General features: G+C 46.6%; 16 protein-coding genes. 7 read left to right on the forward strand and 9 right to left on the reverse strand.

Annotated features, from left to right (window positions below; all coding sequences use genetic code 11):
* Positions 1 to 222: 222 nt before the first annotated feature.
* Together B5M13_RS19975 and B5M13_RS19980 are read right to left on the reverse strand one after the other, a co-directional pair.
* Positions 223 to 1,701 (reverse strand): hybrid sensor histidine kinase/response regulator, encoded by a 1,479-nt coding sequence (locus B5M13_RS19975; RefSeq protein ID WP_080057340.1) that lies wholly within the window; start codon positions 1,699 to 1,701, stop codon positions 223 to 225.
* Between the two features lie 73 nt (positions 1,702 to 1,774).
* Positions 1,775 to 2,215 carry a response regulator gene (locus B5M13_RS19980; protein WP_026261924.1) on the reverse strand — a complete coding sequence of 147 codons (441 nt, stop codon included), beginning with the start codon at positions 2,213 to 2,215 and terminating at the stop codon, positions 1,775 to 1,777.
* Between the two features lie 498 nt (positions 2,216 to 2,713).
* Here B5M13_RS19980 and B5M13_RS19990 point away from each other — a divergent pair, with 498 nt between their 5' ends.
* From B5M13_RS19990 to B5M13_RS20005, 4 genes are all read left to right on the forward strand, one after another.
* The gene (locus B5M13_RS19990; protein ID WP_080057342.1) at positions 2,714 to 3,358 is read left to right on the forward strand and encodes a porin family protein; all 645 of its coding nucleotides are present in this window, start codon (positions 2,714 to 2,716) and stop codon (positions 3,356 to 3,358) included.
* A gap of 103 nt (positions 3,359 to 3,461) precedes the next feature.
* A complete protein-coding gene (locus B5M13_RS19995; RefSeq protein WP_080060001.1) occupies positions 3,462 to 4,559 on the forward strand; it encodes a Nif3-like dinuclear metal center hexameric protein in 1,098 nt (365 codons plus the stop codon).
* A gap of 117 nt (positions 4,560 to 4,676) precedes the next feature.
* Positions 4,677 to 5,432, forward strand: coding sequence for a zinc ribbon domain-containing protein (locus tag B5M13_RS20000; protein WP_080057343.1), 756 nt, complete (start codon positions 4,677 to 4,679; stop codon positions 5,430 to 5,432).
* Positions 5,416 to 6,966 carry a tetratricopeptide repeat protein gene (locus tag B5M13_RS20005; RefSeq protein WP_080057344.1) on the forward strand — a complete coding sequence of 517 codons (1,551 nt, stop codon included), beginning with the start codon at positions 5,416 to 5,418 and terminating at the stop codon, positions 6,964 to 6,966. The genes B5M13_RS20000 and B5M13_RS20005 overlap by 17 nt, the downstream gene beginning before the upstream one ends.
* Before the next feature lie 199 nt (positions 6,967 to 7,165).
* On the opposite strand, the gene B5M13_RS20010 is transcribed toward B5M13_RS20005, so the two are convergent.
* From B5M13_RS20010 to B5M13_RS20030, 5 genes are all read right to left on the reverse strand, one after another.
* Entirely contained in the window at positions 7,166 to 8,353 is a 1,188-nt protein-coding gene (locus B5M13_RS20010; RefSeq protein ID WP_080057345.1) for a phosphoglycerate kinase, read from the reverse strand.
* 151 nt (positions 8,354 to 8,504) lie between these two features.
* Complete coding sequence (gene vapC, locus B5M13_RS20015) at positions 8,505 to 8,900, reverse strand: type II toxin-antitoxin system VapC family toxin (protein ID WP_080057346.1); 396 nt, start codon at positions 8,898 to 8,900, stop codon at positions 8,505 to 8,507.
* Positions 8,897 to 9,112, reverse strand: a complete 216-nt coding sequence (locus tag B5M13_RS20020; RefSeq protein ID WP_080057347.1) for a type II toxin-antitoxin system VapB family antitoxin — start codon at positions 9,110 to 9,112, stop codon at positions 8,897 to 8,899. The genes vapC and B5M13_RS20020 overlap by 4 nt, the downstream gene beginning before the upstream one ends.
* 46 nt (positions 9,113 to 9,158) lie before the next feature.
* A complete protein-coding gene (locus B5M13_RS20025; protein ID WP_080057348.1) occupies positions 9,159 to 10,346 on the reverse strand; it encodes a hypothetical protein in 1,188 nt (395 codons plus the stop codon).
* Positions 10,343 to 11,305, reverse strand: a complete 963-nt coding sequence (locus B5M13_RS20030) for a DUF2157 domain-containing protein (protein WP_080057349.1) — start codon at positions 11,303 to 11,305, stop codon at positions 10,343 to 10,345. Before B5M13_RS20030 ends, B5M13_RS20025 begins: the two co-directional genes overlap by 4 nt.
* A 90-nt stretch (positions 11,306 to 11,395) precedes the next feature.
* Here B5M13_RS20030 and B5M13_RS20035 point away from each other — a divergent pair, with 90 nt between their 5' ends.
* The 3 genes from B5M13_RS20035 (at position 11,396) to B5M13_RS20045 (ending at position 13,764) form a co-directional block, all read left to right on the forward strand.
* Positions 11,396 to 13,084, forward strand: coding sequence for a VRR-NUC domain-containing protein (locus tag B5M13_RS20035; protein WP_080057350.1), 1,689 nt, complete (start codon positions 11,396 to 11,398; stop codon positions 13,082 to 13,084).
* A 214-nt stretch (positions 13,085 to 13,298) separates the two neighbouring features.
* Positions 13,299 to 13,499 carry a hypothetical protein gene (locus B5M13_RS20040; protein ID WP_080057351.1) on the forward strand — a complete coding sequence of 67 codons (201 nt, stop codon included), beginning with the start codon at positions 13,299 to 13,301 and terminating at the stop codon, positions 13,497 to 13,499.
* Between the two features lie 43 nt (positions 13,500 to 13,542).
* Positions 13,543 to 13,764: a hypothetical protein gene (locus B5M13_RS20045; RefSeq protein ID WP_080057352.1), complete on the forward strand. Its 222-nt coding sequence runs from the start codon at positions 13,543 to 13,545 to the stop codon at positions 13,762 to 13,764.
* A gap of 39 nt (positions 13,765 to 13,803) precedes the next feature.
* Here the strand turns inward: B5M13_RS20045 and B5M13_RS20050 are convergent, their stop codons facing one another.
* Together B5M13_RS20050 and B5M13_RS20055 are read right to left on the reverse strand one after the other, a co-directional pair.
* Positions 13,804 to 15,159, reverse strand: a complete 1,356-nt coding sequence (locus B5M13_RS20050; protein WP_170061161.1) for a TolC family protein — start codon at positions 15,157 to 15,159, stop codon at positions 13,804 to 13,806.
* The gene (locus tag B5M13_RS20055; protein WP_080057354.1) at positions 15,134 to 16,429 is read right to left on the reverse strand and encodes an HlyD family secretion protein; all 1,296 of its coding nucleotides are present in this window, start codon (positions 16,427 to 16,429) and stop codon (positions 15,134 to 15,136) included. Before B5M13_RS20055 ends, B5M13_RS20050 begins: the two co-directional genes overlap by 26 nt.
* Between the last annotated feature and the right edge of the window lies 1 nt (position 16,430).

Raw genomic sequence — 16,430 nt, forward strand, 5'->3', positions numbered from 1 at the left:
TTTACAGGCAGCAATGCACTAATTACCAATAGTTTACAACTTATTCAGAATTTGTTTTTTTATATATTATACAGCAAGCATCCATTTTTAAAAAGATTTTTTTGTGGAAGATTGTGTATAATTTTACTCAATTGATTCCACAAAAAAACCAGCTTTCTACAGAAAGCTGGTTGAAACGTAACCTGTTGAATCGGTGTGATTAATCTGTTTATAAACCCAATTCTATCTCGGGAAATAAAGTCGGAACGTTGTACCTTTCCCTTCCTGGCTTTCAACTTCGATTGATCCTTTATGGCTATTGATAATGTTTTGAGTAGCTGTTAAGCCCAGCCCCATTCCACCCGATTTTCCGGTGAAAAATGGATCGAACAACCGCTGGCGAACCGATTCGCTGATACCTTCTCCATTATCACTCACTTCGACATATACCCGATTGTTATCAGTGCAGCCAGTTCTGACCACCAATATGCCTTTTCCTTCTTCCATGGCCTCTACCGCATTGACCAGAATATTAAGCAGCGCGGTCTTTACCTGGTCTCGATCGAGTAGCGCCGAGCAATCGTCGGTCGAAAACTGGGTTTCGAGCCGCATCCGTTTCAACTTGATTCGGTCGCTAATAAGTTGAATAGTTTCTCGAACAACCGGGTTGAAATCCTGCTTTTTACGATCCAGGTCGCGCGGTTTCGATGAATTGAGCATTTCGGTAATGAGTTGCCCAATACGATCGACATTACGCTCGATGATATCGGTAAACATGGTAATAAACTCACTGTCCGTATCCAGTTCATCTTTGAGCTGCTCCAGAGCCAGACTCAGATTCGTAAGCGGATTTCGAACTTCGTGAGCAATACTTCGGGCAATTTTTCCGGTCATGCTTAGTTTTTCAGCCAGAATAAGATCCTGTTGGGCGCGTTTCTGATCGGTAATATCCCGCACAATTCCCTGATACCATTCGGGATGTCCAATAACATCTTCGACGGCCCAGACCGAAATCTGACAGATTCGTTTGCGTCCATTTCGGTGAATAAGTGTGGTTTCGAAGTCTTTAATCTGTCCATGCTCACGTACGTTAAAACGTAGATTACGGAGTTGGTTCAGATCGGCAAAAAGGCGAGCCGGGTTCAGATGTATGAGTTCATCGCGACTGTAGCCCAACAAGCGCTCAACGGAGGAATTCGCATCCTGGAAGCGCATTTCATCGTTTGCCACAAAAATGGCGTCGATCGACCGTTCAAACAGAGTCCGATACTTGTTTTCTTTTTGGACTAATTCGGCCAGAACGCTGGCCTGCCGAAGTGCATACCGAATGCTCCGGCCCAGCAGTTGAGCGTCGATACGACCTTTTACCAGGTAATCGGCAGCGCCCAATTCCAGAGCCGACTGATCTACAGTAAGATCATCCTGACCGGTTAACAGAATCATGGGAGCCCGGCATCCCATCTGGAACGCTTCCTGAATCAGATCGATACCGGTGTAGTGACCTAGCCGGTAATCGACCAGATACACATCATGTTGGTTTTTATCAATAGCAGCCAGCGCCCTATCGTAACTATCGACCCAATCAAGTTTGATCGATGCATTTTCCTTGACCGACACCAAGGCTTTTGTAAGTAGGTAATCATCTTCATCGTCTTCAATCAGAAGCACGCGAATGATTTCTTTTTTCTCATTAACATTGAGCGTGGCTGGCGCAGTAATCATAACAAATACAGGAAATTGTAAGCTGCAAACAGCTGAAAAACAGATATTTCAATAACGTCCAGTTTCAACTGTTTTAAGGCAATTTGACGGTATCCATCCAATACGTTTTTAAAGCTCCTACCATTTCAACCAAACGGTTAAAATTGAATGGCTTTGTTACAAACGAATTAACTCCCAAATTATAGGTTTTAAGTACATCTTCGTCGGCAGTCGATGTGGTCATCACCACAACTGGCAATCGGCGAAGTTTAGGATCATCTTTTATTTCACTTAGGGCCTGAAACCCATTTTTACGCGGCATATTCAAATCCAGAATAAGCAAATTGGGCCAGGGAGCATTTTTTTCGTTATAGCGCCCTTCCCGACGCAAATATTCCATCAATTCTTCTCCATCTTCAACGAATTGGATATTGTGCGCATAACCACTCTGACGAAGTGCCTTATCCATAAACAAGCGATCGTCTGTGTCATCATCAGCTATCAAAATCGTCATGGAGGTAGGTTTACGGTGCATACAGATCTTAAAAGTTACGGCTGTTAATGCTGATACATTTGGTCAGGGCAAAAAATACCAGGAACGTATTTGCTCAATTTTAAAAATAACGTTGTTTTATCCTTTCCCAGAAGCTGGCCCTACCTTCAAAATTACTCAAAAACATCAACTTTTTAGTAGCCTAAGATTTATAAAATCGAATATACCTATTTTGATAACGAATAAACCTATTAAATAATCATATTTAAAACTGTCAAAAAAAATTGTCGTAACCGTGTATAAAAACAATAGCCTTTTCTTGCCCATAGATTGAATGGCCTAGTCTACAGTTTGGGCAAATAATTCCCCAAAAGTTTCTGGTAAGTAATTATACGGTCTTACCTGAATGTAATCGTTAATTGCATCAATCTGAGTACGATAAGCTCATTACAGGCATTTTATTCGATTTTGGCACGAATTTGCTTCTCTATATGGTATAGAGCAGGCTTAATCATACCCTGCTCTGCCCACATAATCGTTATGAAAAAGTCAGTAAAAATTCTGCTTGCCACCGCCATTTTAACGGGAAGTCTATTCATGTTACAACCAAACCGTGCCATAGCACAGGGCATTACTCGCGTTGGTTTAAAAGGTGGCTTGAATGCTAGTTCACTGTTCTACGATAGTCAAGGCGTTAGTGATAAGAATGAGCGCATAGGCTTCCATGTCGGCGTATTCGCGCAGGCGCCAATTGGTGAGTTTTTCGCAATTCAACCCGAATTACTGTACATGACCAAAGGGGCTTCGGCTACTTACAATGTACTTGGCTTTAGCGGTAAAAATACGTTTAAATTAAACTATGCAGAACTTCCTGTTCTGGCAACATTTAAACTAGGACAGGCCGTTGAATTGCAGGCAGGGCCTTACATTTCGTATCTGCTTAATTCAAACATTAACTCAAACGGCGATTTTGGTACTGGATCAAGTGCCATCAACCGCGATAACTTTAACAAAGTCGACTATGGTATTGCAGGCGGCCTCAATATTTACTTTGGCAAAGCGTTTATTGGTGCCCGCTATGAACAGGGTCTTCAGCAAATTGCAAACAGTGGAGCCGCCAAAACGGTATTAGGCAATGCTAAAAACGGCGTAGGCCTACTTTCTATTGGCTTTAGTGTAAATTAAAGAGTGAATGATTGAAAGAGCGAAAAATGGCTTACGTCAGTTTTTCGCTCTTTCGCTCTTTACCTATATCTTGCCGTCATCTTATCAATTTCTCCTATCGGATATGACGCAAATCCGGCAATTGACGGCCTACCTAGAATCGTTTGCCCCGTTAGCCTATCAGGAGTCTTACGACAATGCGGGCCTTATTGTGGGCGAACCTAGCACTGATATTACGGGCGTTCTGGTTACTCTGGATGTAACCGAAGCGATTGTTGATGAAGCCATTACTAAAGGTTGCAACCTGATTGTTGCCCACCATCCTATCATTTTTAAAGGGTTAAAAAAGCTGAACGGCAAAACGTACGTAGAACGAACGGTCATCAAAGCTATCAAACACGACATAGCCATCTACGCAGCCCATACAAATTTAGACAATGTGGCAGGTGGAGTTAATTTCAAAATTGCCGAGAAACTTCAATTACAGAAGGTCCGTATTCTGGCTCCTAAAACGCAAGTTCTTAGCAAGCTGGTAACGTTTGTCCCTCCGACGGATACCCAACGAATTCTGGATGCACTGTATGCCGCTGGGGCTGGACAAATAGGGGAATACAAAAACTGTAGCTTTCGCACCGAAGGCACAGGCACCTTTCAACCTGGCGAAAGCGCTACTCCCGCTATTGGTGAAATAGGTGAATACCACGAAGAAACTGAACATCGAATTGAGGTTATCATACCAACCCACCAGCAGGGTCAGGTACTAAACGCCCTTCGACAGGTCCATCCGTACGAAGAAGTGGCCTATTACTTGACTACAATCGATAATCAGAATCAGGAAGTAGGTTCTGGTGCTGTGGGCGAATTAAGCGAACCGCTGTCGGGCGAATCGTGGTTGTCATATCTAAAGGAGCGTATGCAGCTTAGCCTCATCCGGTACACACCTATACCCGACCGACCTATCCGTCGTATTGCGGTTTGCGGGGGTGTCGGTAGCTTTCTACTACCCGATGCCATACGTGCTGGAGCCGATATTTTTGTGACAGCCGACTACAAGTATCACGAATTTTTTGATGCCGATAACCACATTAGCATCTGCGATATTGGCCATTATGAAAGTGAGGTTTTTACGAAAGAGTTGATTAGCGGGCATTTGGCAAAAAAATTCACTACTTTTGCGGTAATTTTATCTGAAACGGATACCAATCCGGTCCGATATTTTTAATGAATAATGTATATTGAATAATGTAAAGTCCACAACCTATTGAAAGTCAGTGGATTATAACATAGGTCATTATACATTAAACATTATTCATTATACATAAAAAAACCAATTTTCCGAATGGAACTGACGATTGCGCAAAAATTAGACGCTCTCCTTAAACTACAATCGCTTGACTCTCAACTAGATGAACTAATCAAAATTCGGGGCGGGCTTCCCGAAGAAGTTCGTGACCTGGAAGATGACATTGCTGGCTTCGAAACCCGAATCGGAAAATTTCAGGCTGAAATCAAAGCATTGGAAGAAGATATTGAGCGCAATCGCGTTGCGAAGAAGGATGCCGAAAAGCTGATCAATAAATATAAAGATCAGCAAATGAACGTCCGTAACAACCGCGAATTCGACGCTATTTCGAAAGAAATTGAATTACAATCGCTCGAAATTGAACTGGTTGAAAAGCGTGCCAACGAAGCTCAGTTTCGGGTACGCGGCAAAGAAGAGGAAATCAAAACAACTCAGGCAGCTCTCGATGAGCGCCGGGAAGATTTGAAGGCCAAAAAGCAGGAACTGGATCAAATCACTTCTGAAAGCCAGGAAGAAGAAAAGGAGATTATCAAGCAACGCGAATTGCAGGCAACCACGATTGAGAGCCGCCTACTGAACTCATACAATAAAATTCGTGGCAATGCCCTCAACGGCTTAGCTGTTGTAATTGTCAAACGAGGTGCCTGCGGTGGCTGCTTCAACGTAGTGCCCCCCCAGCGGCAGGCCGATATCAAAGACAAGAAGAAAATTATTGTTTGTGAACACTGTGGCCGTATTCTGGCCGATGTAGAAGGTGTTCCCGAACCAGCCCCTGTTGGCCGTGGTCGGTAAGCTTCTATCGCCAAAAGCTGGTAATCAACCCGGTCTTTGGGCTTATTTTTTATCAGGAGCACCGGGTTTATACCCGGTGTTTTTGTTTGTATTTCTTTTGCTCCCAACTGGTCTTTACGGGCAGGACTTTAGCTGGACCCCAACCCTGCTACGAGCCTATGCCGATCTGCAAAAACTAAAAGTGCAATCGGCTCAGCAAATACTAGTCCGAGAAGCCCCCACAAATGGCATCCGGATATTTCTGGATGATTATGCGGATATGCTCCTGCTCGTCACCACCGACGACGATAAAGCGTTTGCTCGGTTAAGTGATCGGGAAGATGATCGGCTCGATGCGTTAAACAATCTGGACAAAAATTCTCCCTGGCAACGGGTTACTCTGGCCGAAGTACGGTTGCACTGGGCTTTTGCCAAGCTCAAGTTCGGAAAAGAAATCAGTGCCAGTTGGGATGTAATTAAGGCGTATAAACTTCTGGTCGAAAATCAGAGGCTATTTCCCGACTTTTTGCCTACCTACAAATCACTGGGTACACTGCATATCATGATTGGGTCGGTACCCGACAATTACGCCTGGGTAGCCCATTTGTTAGGATTGCGAGGCACTATCAGGCAAGGTCAGCAGGAATTGCTACGAGCTCAGCAAGACTCTATCTTTCGATTGGAGACGCGCCTGATCGACCTTATGGTACGTGCTTATGTCTTGACATTTACCAATTCCGACAGCCAGACACTACAACAACTCGTCAATGAACATACGGACAATCTGCTCCTTCATTTTTTTGGGGCTACCATAGAGCAGAAGGCTGGGCATAGTGAACAGGCACTTACCTATTTACTAAAACGCCCTACGGGTTCAGCCTATCAGCCGTTGCCCATTATCGATAACATCCTGGGAGATATTTACCTGCAAAAAGGCGATTACAGTATAGCAAACACTCATTTTCAGCGCTTTCTTACTACTTATAGAGGCCAAAACTTCCTGAAAGATTCGTATTATAAATTATTTCTGTGCCACTGGCTTGCCGACGAACCGGACGCCCTAAGCCGACCATTTCTCCAAAAAGTACTCACGACGGGACGCACCACCGTCGAATCCGATAAAGCAGCCCAGAAGTTTGCCGAAACCTACGTTAAAAAAGGAGCCTCTGCGAATCAGAAAGTATTGATGCGAGCCCGCTTGGCCTCCGATGGCGGGTTCACCGATAGCGCCCTGACCTATCTACGTCCGTATACCGAAGCTAAATTTATTTCCACAGCCGAAAAAGCGGAATATAATTACCGAATAGGGCGCATTTTTCAACGACGCAATGAGCCTGATGTGGCTATACCTTATCACAACCGAGCCCTGACACTCAGCGAGCCCGAAGGCCTGTCGTTTGGGGCAACAGCCGCTTTGCAACTGGGTTATATTTACCAGCAAAAAAACGATCGGACACGTGCCCGATCGTTTTTTCAGAAAGCCCTTAGCTTCAAGCGTCATGAGTACAAAAACAGCATCGACAATAAAGCCAGAGCGGGATTAAGTCAGTTATAAAGTTGTCAATCTTAACTGGCTCACTTCAAAGCGAACGGTATAACTACAGCGTAATTTAAGTTTTCTGGTATTTTTTGTCATTCCGAGGAACGAGGAATCTTCGGGTGAGTAAATGCTAAACATCTACTCACCCGAAGATTCCTCGTTCCTCGGAATGACAAAAACGCTATCGAAATAAAAGGTTAACCAAGCTTTATACTTATTCCAATGCTGCTACGCCTGGCAGCGTTTTTCCTTCCATATATTCGAGCAAGGCACCGCCACCCGTCGAAACGTAGCTAACCCGATCGCCGTAGCCAGCCTGGTTGACAGCTGATGCCGAATCGCCACCACCAATGAGGGAGAATGCGCCATTCTCTTCGGTAGCTTTTACAACGGCCTCAGCAATTGCGTTTGTGCCATGCGCAAAATTCTCAAATTCAAACACACCCATTGGACCATTCCAGAGGATGGTTTTCGAATTCAGAACAACATCGGTAAAGAGCTTGATGGTTTCGGGACCAATATCAAGCCCTTCCCAACCATCGGGAATCTCGCCCGTAGGTACCACCTGACGATTGGCATCGTTTGAAAAATTATCGGCACACAAGTTATCAAGGGGCATATAGATTTTTACCCCTTTTTCCTCGGCTTTTTTCAGCAAGTCGAGTGCCAGTTCCTGCTTATCAGCTTCGAGCAACGACTTACCGATTTGCCCACCCTGTGCTTTCGTAAACGTGTAGGTCATACCACCACCAATGATGAGGTTATCGACCTTATCCAGTAACTTCTCAATAATCAGGATTTTGTCGGAGATTTTAGCACCACCCATAATGGCCGTAAAGGGTCGCTCAGCATTTTCCAGTACCTTTTTGGCATTATCAAGCTCAGCCTGCATGACATAACCGGCAACACGGTCAGTAAAAAACTGCCCCATAACGGCCGTACTGGCATGAGCACGGTGGGCTGTACCAAAGGCATCATTTACCCAAACATCGCCCAGTTTGGCCAGTTTTTCGGCAAAAGCCACATCACCTTTTTCCTCTTCTTTGTAAAAACGCAGGTTTTCGAGCAGCAGAATCTCACCCGGTTGCAGGCTGGCAGCCAGATCGGTAGCCGACTGACCGATGCAATCGTCAGCAAACTTTACTTCGCGGCCAAAGGCTTCGTTCAGCGCTGGAATAATGTGTTTTAATGAATATTTTTCTTCGGGACCACCCTTGGGCCGGCCCAGATGCGACATCAGAATGGCAGCACCACCATCGTTAACGATTTTCATCACCGTCGGGATCGTCGCTTTGATGCGTGTATCGTCGGTAATATGATACTCTTTGTCGAGGGGCACATTGAAGTCAACCCGGACCAGGGCTTTCTTCCCGGCAAAATTGTAGGAATCTACGGTTTTCATGCGACTGCGTATGGTCGTTGGTTTGCGAGGCCAAACTTAGCAGTTTTTCAGCAGACACAAACAGGAAGTTCATGCTTATGTTCGAAAGAAAGAGGACCATGTCGGGCGTAAGCATGCAACTACTAGTTGTCAATGGCTAGCCATAAACTGTTCAGACTTGAGCAATTCGTAGGGAGGTAAAGCGGGCAATCTGATCAAAATCGGCGTCGTTATGCAGGATTGGGATGTCGTAGAAAATAGCATAATGGGCAATCAGACAATCGTTCGGTTTACGAATCGTCACGCCTTTTTTGCGCAGAAATCGATAAATAGTTGCAGCCTCAACAGCCGCTTCAATGGGGTCTATTTGCAATACAGGATGAGCTAGCAAACTTCTTTTTATTCGTTCAAACTGATTGTCAACATGTATTCCCTGAAGAACTTCCTGTAAAATAGTAGGCGTTATATATAGTAAGCCATTTTGAAGGATGAGTTCTGCTACCTGATCGGTCCTGGCATCCCGAACATCCCGTAAAAAATCAATCCAAACCGACGTATCGACAATCATTTATCCCAGTCGTTTGGAGTTAGGTCAGTGCGCATTTGTTCTAAATCGCCATCCCACTGCACCTTTCCACGTAAAGACAACAAATCTCTACGATGCATCATTTTTATATATTCTTGAAGCGCTAATTCAATGATCGCTTTTTTTGTCTTAGAACGGCTCAGTTCCATTGCTTCTTGAAGCAAATCGTCGTTTATATCAATATTTGTCCGCATAACTTTTCAGTATTTCCATACACAAAATTAAAGAATTTTATACACATCAATAGTTTCCTTCACTTCCTCCACCGCCGAAATTACCTCCACCAAAACGAAGATCGTTTTTGGGCTGATGGGCTGCCCCTGCTGCCTGAACAGCCGCTGCGGTTGCTGCGTTAAGGAAAAACTCATCGGGTGAATCGTCGTCCGGCGCGTCGGTGAAACCATACTTTGGTGTACTTATATAGCGAATACAACCCACGGCAATCCCGATGAGAAGGAATCCGCCAATTGTCAGAGCGACGTTGAGCGGCACCAATGCCGTGTAGTCATGAAGGGTAATAACAGCCGCAATGATTCCAAGAACGCCCAGAATCAGAAGCATTCGATTTCGTCGTCGTAATCCCTGCCACAAATAAACTCCTGGAATAACAAAAGTTAATATCCAGAATAACCACGCCAACGAAATCTGGGGCGCTTCTGACAGATACAGGCTGGCTGGACTAGCCCGAAGTAGCAACCCATTCAATTCACGAACAACAAAGTAGTTACCGCTGGCAGCCAATACGATGAGCGAAACCCATTGAGCCAGATTGAGCGGATCAGTATAATATACCTCTCTAGGGTTCCGTATATTGACTTGCCTGACTGTCAGATAGATCAGTATCGAAACTCCCATCATAATAAACGGCAAGGCATCTTTCCCCCAGCTATAGCTCAGCAATCCATCAAAAATACCCGTATACAATGTACCAAGGGTAAACAACGCCAGTAGGGTGTCGCCATAATAGCCCAGAACGAGCAATAGCAAGGGCAACGTCAGAAAGCAATGTCCGGCTGTCGATAACCCGTTGGGCAGTAGTTGATTAAAGCCAAATGCCAGAAATCCGGCCGTGGTGACCACAAACGCATTATCGATCCCATTCCGATACAGCAGTTTCTTATTGATGAGTAACTGCCCGACTACTCCTATTCCGACGCCCGATATGATATTGAAGATGGCATAGGTCGTTGACACGGAAAAGATTGAAAACATGCTGGCAGGTAATAAGTAACAAGCCAGGATGGCTACTGTTGTGAACAAAAACAGCCCGATTTCGAGAAAGCCGTTCGTCTGGCGAAATTCGACCGGATAGGCGTTTCGCACCGCTTCCATCTGGCTATCGGATAGCAGTTGCTGTCGATACCAGCGTTCGGACTGCGCAAGTATCTCCCGGTTATAAATCCACTGTTCGTTATAGGCCTTTATCATTTCGGGCTGCGTTTAGGTAACTGACTCATCAGGTAATACACCAGGGCAATACCGGTCAGAATAAAATACCAGTAATACGCTTCGTCGTCCAGATGCAAATAATGAAAAAACAGGTAGGTAGCCCCAATGTAGCCATACACTACGCTCATCAGCAGGAACAGGAACGATTGCTCCTGCCGGGCAAACCGATCCAATACCACACAAGCCGCAGCCAGGCCAACTGCAAATCCAATGCGCAATTCATCAAAGTTGAACAACCCACCCAGCAAAGCTACCATCAGCAGGTTACCAGCCATGGTCAGATAGGTGTAAGTAAAATGCGCTTTAATTTTTCTGCGCTGAAGCACAAAGGCTACGGCAATCAATACCAGCGAGAGGCCGATGGCTGAAAAGACGGTAGGCCGATCAAAAAAGTTCGTTTTAAAATACAGTTCTAAAGGTCGAACGGTGACCCCTACCCACGAAATCAACGCCGTTAAGGCCATTCCTAAAATACCTCGATGATCGAACCGATAGGCAATTGGTAGAAACAGTAAAGCGGGTAAGAGTGTCACCAGACCATATCGTTCCCCAAACACGTTGTATGCATACTGGGCATAGCCTTCGAGGGTGAGAAACAGCAGACAAGCCAGAATCAGGGCATAATCGCCAAATGTGGATCGGCTTTTGGCTTCGCTAAGTGTCCAGGTGGGCCGGTAGCGCCAGGCAAAGAAAAAGCTCCCGACACAGGCGGCTGCAATGGCTACCAGGAGTGCTCCGTGCCCAATCTGATCGAAGTTATCATACACCAATAACCCCAAACCCGAACTGAGCAGCAAAATACCGATATATAGCATGGAGCGCAGTTCCCAATGAACAGAAAATGGCTTTTTTTGCTCAATTTCGGCTATTTTCGCCTGTTGTTCCGTTGGTAAAATACCTTGCTTATTCAGCGCGGCAAGTATGTCGGAAGGGGACATAAATACTTATTTTTTTGTTATATTGAGAGGGTGCAAACCCGCTCAGTGATTGCGGATTTTCAACCGTATGCCGCATCACCGCCTTACCACATGCTTGGACGACAAAAAGTTATACTAACCCCTCGTTATTACCTCGACAATTTCCGATATGTACTGGACTTTGTCAAACGACTCTATGGTGGTTTATTAAACGAAGCTGAATGGAATTTTGTGCATCACTTTGAAGCACTCAGCCTGGATGCACAGTGCCTATATGTGCGATTCAGCAATCGCAAAGGACTCTTTTTTCGCGTTAACAAACTACAATATACCGAAATAACTGACCTACCGGCCGCTACCAGCGAACTCCTTAACGCTGGTTTTATTGAACAACTAGCCGCCAGTCATACCCATTTAGGTGAAGAGGCCCTGGGTGTTTTCACCAAACCAGAGCTTCTGGAACTTCTACCACTCGAACCGGAAGAAATCAGGCCATTGGCAAAAGAAAAGAAAGAGGCTTTAATTCGGTACGCCCTGCAAGAACTGGATTTTGGCGAAATAGTTACAAGCCTGATTACGCACGAAACCGTTGTCAAGATGAATTTCGAGGCCGAAGGTATGATGATCAAATACCTGTTTTTCGGCAATCGGAGTAGCAGCATGACGGAGTTTGTCGTGCGCGACCTGGGTATGGTCAACTTTGAGCGTTATGATGAAAGTAAACTAACGGCACGCTTCCGAACCCGCAAAGAAGTAGAAGACAAGCTGCTTATTTCGCTCACCAACGAAGAATTTCACGATCTTAAAGAAGCCGAGACGCCAGCCGACGACATTTATAACTGGTTCCTGAACTGGAATGAAACCCGCCCGGAACTAACCGAAATCGCCATTCCGGGTTATCAGAAACTGGTGTGCCGGGTAGGTGGCTTTCTGGAACGACAAAAATTACCGGAACAAGCCCTGTCGGTTTACGAACTTTCGGACCGTGTGCCTGCCCGCGAACGGCGCGTGCGGCTGTTGTTCCGAAATGGTTCTGTCGATGAAGCCCTGGCCCTCTGCGATGAAATAGCCCTGAATCCACTAAACGCAGAAGAACGTTACTTTGCCAACGACTTCCGCGAGAAAATTCTGAGTGCTGGCGAAAAAAAACGGCCTCGCAAAGCTACCACCCGCTTTCTGCTCGATGCCGAGAGCGTCAATATTCCAGTGGCTTATCGGCATCATGTCGAAGCAGGGGTAATGAATTATTATCTGGAGCATGACTTCGATACAGCCTTTACCGAAAATTATCCCTGGCGCGGCCTGTTCGGACTGGTTTTCTGGGACATCATTTACGATGCAAACGTGTCGGCTATTCACCATCCGCTTCAACGTGCCCCGTCGGATTTCTATCTGCCCGACTTCTACCTGAAGCGTGAAGATCTACTAAAAAAACGACTGGCCGAACTAACCACTCACGACGACTGGCGACGGCACACCGGCCGGATGTTCAATGCGAAATATGGCATTACGAACGTACTAGTCGACTGGTCGGACGAGTTGCTGACGTTGGTTCAGCGTATTATCGATCTTCTTTCTGTTGAGCAATTACGACTTATTCTGCTCGAAATGGCCCGTAACGTCCGTGAGCATACACGCGGCTTTCCTGATCTACTCATCTGGAATGAACAGGGCTCCTATGAGTTTGTCGAGGTAAAATCCCCAACCGATCACCTTGGTCCCCAGCAACTTCACTGGCTTGAGTTCTTTCAGACGATAGGCGTCCAGGGTAAAGTTGTCCGGGTAATCTGGGAAGCCTGATTAGCTATCGGATTGCTTAATTATCAAGCGATTGACAATAGCTACCTATTGACTCCTTAATGACACTCTACCTCAAAAGCTAGTGCGAGACTCAGCCACATGGGCGCTTAAGGCTCCGAACTAGCTGTATTTTTTGTGAGCTAGCCTGGCCTATGTGACTTTTTTTTGACTTTTAGTCTTAATAGCCAATTCTAACTCAAATCACAAATAACCCATGAAATCACTAAGCACGTTTGCCCAAGAAGATTGCCTGTCACAGCAGGAGATGAAAGAAGTTGTTGGTGGCGCAACCATAACCTATATCCGTAGACGCCCTATTATTGGTACCGATCCAACGAATGGTAAAAAGTATGTAATTCCGAACACAACTGTTATCGGCACCAATCCCGACGGATCTCAGTGGGCTATACTTTAATTTAGTTATGTGTTAACTACCCATCGTTTCACTTTAGTATCCTATGAAATCACTAAGTTCGTTTGTTCAGGAAGATAGTCTTTCGCTACAGGAAATGAAAGAGGTTGTAGGTGGAGCCAAAGGTCCAGTCATTCCTAAGATAACCAGACCAAAAGGCAAAAAAGGCATCTTAATCGATAATGGGGCTCTTCCCGCGTCTGGAGGTACTTCGACCTCAGTGGTTTCGGCAGGTCCCCCTCCAGGTTTCACTGGTTTATGGATGTAAACAAAATGGGCAGCTTTAGGCTGCCCATTTTGTTTAGGTTCAATCAATTAACAGTTCCAGCATTAGTTTCCGAAAATACCACTCATACCGGGCCTGAACCCGGTTCGACAAGGCTTTACCCAGATTGGCCTGTATCAGCGCCAGTTCAACAGATTGCAGTAGACCCTCGTCATACCGGGCTTTGGCGGCCACAACCGCTTTTTGCTGGGCATCTACCTGCTTTTGTGCCTGTTGCCATTTCTCATAAGCCGACTGTAGTAATGCTTTGCCCTGTTCGAGCGTTTGGTTTACCTGCAACCGAGCTTTCTGGCTATCCAGGGCCGTGCTTTTTCGGTTAATTTCGGCCAGAGCCATCTGCAATCGGGTACTTCGGAAACTGGTTGTCGGAAAACTTACACTTATCCGTACAAATTGGCCTAGATTGTACTGTAACTGCCGTCCAAAAGCGATCAAATCGGGAGGAGCCACACTCGAATACGCCGTATTGATACCAGCCCCCAGGGCTACAGATGGGTATAAACTACTTTTGGCTACCGCATAACCGACCTGAGCACTTTTGAGTTGCCATTCGGCAGCTTGTATGGCCGGGTGTCGGCCCAGGCGGCTGGTCATATCATCGACCCACTGGGCTACTGTTGACGGAGGCTGAGGGTCAGGGACAACAATTGGCTCCACCGACAAAACCGACGTCTCCCGCCAGTTCATGGCCCATTGCAGCGCCAGACGGTTTTGTTGTAAATTAGTTCGAGCCGCCACCACTTCATAATCGGCCGTAGCCAATTGGGCCTCCCAGTCCGTTAGTCCTATTCTGGGCAAAAGTCCTTCCTGAACCAACGCTTTGGCCCGATTTAGTTGAACAACCACAAACTGGCGTTGCTCGGTTGCCAGTTGGAGCAGTTCCTGACTCAACAAGACCTGCATGTAGGCTGCGGTAACCTGTCGGCGAAGTTCCAGCTTTTGCTGCTGTACGGTGGCTTCGTCGGCACGCCGAATAAAGAGTTGCTGTTGCTCCTGATACTTCTGGCGAAAGCCATTGAATACGACAACATTCCCGTTCAGACCCAAGGCGCCCGAATGAATCGTTTCCTGCAAAAAGGTGTTACTGAAGGGGTCGATGGCACGCCCCAAATTTAGACTTTCAGACAAGTTTACACCCCACGACGGCAGCCCTGCCTGATGGGTTAGCTGCCCGTTGATCCGGTCGGCTTCGATCCGTAATCCGGCTTTCTGTACGTCCAGGCTACTTCGGATGGCGTATTCCTGGCACTGACCCAAACTGAGCGACTGCCCTAAAAGCACGATGTTGTTTATCAGCCCGGCCAGCACCAGAACAACCAGCCGAAAACGTCGCCCGTGGTTCAAAAGCCGATCAGCGTACTGCTTTCTCCACTTCATAAAAAAGTCGTTTAAGCAGACTAACATCCTGGGTTACTATCTCGGCATTGGCCAGCATTCCGTTTCGGAACGGTAATTGTCGATGGGTGGATGTGACCAAGCCCTGCGGAAACTGTACGACCACACGCCAGGCCGTATCGCTGGCAACATCGGCAATCTGCTGCACGCGCCCGGTTACCGTACCAAACTCCTGATACGGATAAGCCGCAAATTTGACAATGACCCGTTGGCTGGGCCGAACTTTGCCGAAGTTATATTGCCCAACATACATCTCGCCCACATACCCTGCCCCGTTAGGCAATACGTAGACTAATTCCTGCCCTTCGCGGATTGGCTGCCCCTCCTGCAGAAGCCTCAGAAACGAGACTCGTCCGGTGGCAGGGGCAACCACCACAAAGCGTTGTTTCCAGGCTTCGAGTTCGCTCTTGAGCGTATGCAGTGCCTGCACAATACCATTGGCCCCTTCGAGGGTTGTCTGACTTAGGGAGACCAGTTCCTGCTTTTTCTGATTTTGCTGAATCTGATTATTGTTCAAATCACTGTGAGCCTGCGTAATCGCCTGCTTTTTGGCCAGGTATCGGCTGAGTGTTTGTCGATAATCGTTGCGGGAAACATAGCCCTGTTTCAGCAATCGTTCCTGACTTTGCACCTCGGCTTCGATCAGACTGAGTTCATTTTCTGCCAGTTCGAGTTGAATGCGGTCGTTATTGGCCAGTGCCCGAAGTTGCTGAATATCGTTTTCCAGCGCCTGGCGTTTCTGATCGTATAATCCCCGACTACTCAGCGAATTGGCCGAAACCCGACTCTCGGCAAAACGCTGATACGCCTGCTGCAACTCGCCTAGTTGAAAATAAGCGGGTGCCGACGCAGCCGAAATAGCCTGCGCCTGTCCCTGTTGCTCCTGTCGAATCAGCGAATCGACCATAGCCTCAAGGGCAAATACTTCGTCGGGGTTGGCCGTACTTTCAATGATTGCCAGCCGCTCTCCGGTCTTTACGGTCTGCTGGTCGCACACAAACAACCGCATGAGTCGCCCGGCGGTACGGGCCGTAACCGATTTAGGCCATTGCCGTGCAATCACCTTCAGATTTCCCCGCACCAGGTCGGGGTACTTAACCCAATAAGCCACGGCCACTAACAATAGTAACACCAAAGCCGAAAGCGTACTGCCCCACCTCACCAGCCAGCCAGGTGGACGGCTCAATACGTCCTGAGCTTCGGGACTGCGCAGTTCGATACCTGCCGCATCGGGTTGTTCTGCTGTTGGCATA

The organism is Spirosoma aerolatum, assembly GCF_002056795.1.
GTDB lineage: Bacteria > Bacteroidota > Bacteroidia > Cytophagales > Spirosomataceae > Spirosoma > Spirosoma aerolatum.

Excerpts from the sequence above, each read along its gene's own strand:
- B5M13_RS20055 (WP_080057354.1), bottom strand. The coding sequence starts at position 16,429 with ATGCCAACAGCAGAACAACCCGATGCGGCAGGTATCGAACTGCGCAGT.
- B5M13_RS20035 (WP_080057350.1), top strand. The coding sequence starts at position 11,396 with ATGCTTGGACGACAAAAAGTTATACTAACCCCTCGTTATTACCTCGAC.
- B5M13_RS19975 (WP_080057340.1), bottom strand. The coding sequence starts at position 1,701 with ATGATTACTGCGCCAGCCACGCTCAATGTTAATGAGAAAAAAGAAATC.
- B5M13_RS20050 (WP_170061161.1), bottom strand. The coding sequence starts at position 15,159 with ATGAAGTGGAGAAAGCAGTACGCTGATCGGCTTTTGAACCACGGGCGA.
- B5M13_RS19995 (WP_080060001.1), top strand. The coding sequence starts at position 3,462 with ATGACGCAAATCCGGCAATTGACGGCCTACCTAGAATCGTTTGCCCCG.
- B5M13_RS20040 (WP_080057351.1), top strand. The coding sequence starts at position 13,299 with ATGAAATCACTAAGCACGTTTGCCCAAGAAGATTGCCTGTCACAGCAG.
- B5M13_RS19990 (WP_080057342.1), top strand. The coding sequence starts at position 2,714 with ATGAAAAAGTCAGTAAAAATTCTGCTTGCCACCGCCATTTTAACGGGA.
- B5M13_RS20045 (WP_080057352.1), top strand. The coding sequence starts at position 13,543 with ATGAAATCACTAAGTTCGTTTGTTCAGGAAGATAGTCTTTCGCTACAG.
- B5M13_RS20020 (WP_080057347.1), bottom strand. The coding sequence starts at position 9,112 with ATGCGGACAAATATTGATATAAACGACGATTTGCTTCAAGAAGCAATG.
- B5M13_RS20000 (WP_080057343.1), top strand. The coding sequence starts at position 4,677 with ATGGAACTGACGATTGCGCAAAAATTAGACGCTCTCCTTAAACTACAA.
- B5M13_RS20025 (WP_080057348.1), bottom strand. The coding sequence starts at position 10,346 with ATGATAAAGGCCTATAACGAACAGTGGATTTATAACCGGGAGATACTT.
- B5M13_RS20030 (WP_080057349.1), bottom strand. The coding sequence starts at position 11,305 with ATGTCCCCTTCCGACATACTTGCCGCGCTGAATAAGCAAGGTATTTTA.
- B5M13_RS20010 (WP_080057345.1), bottom strand. The coding sequence starts at position 8,353 with ATGAAAACCGTAGATTCCTACAATTTTGCCGGGAAGAAAGCCCTGGTC.
- B5M13_RS19980 (WP_026261924.1), bottom strand. The coding sequence starts at position 2,215 with ATGCACCGTAAACCTACCTCCATGACGATTTTGATAGCTGATGATGAC.
- vapC (WP_080057346.1), bottom strand. The coding sequence starts at position 8,900 with ATGATTGTCGATACGTCGGTTTGGATTGATTTTTTACGGGATGTTCGG.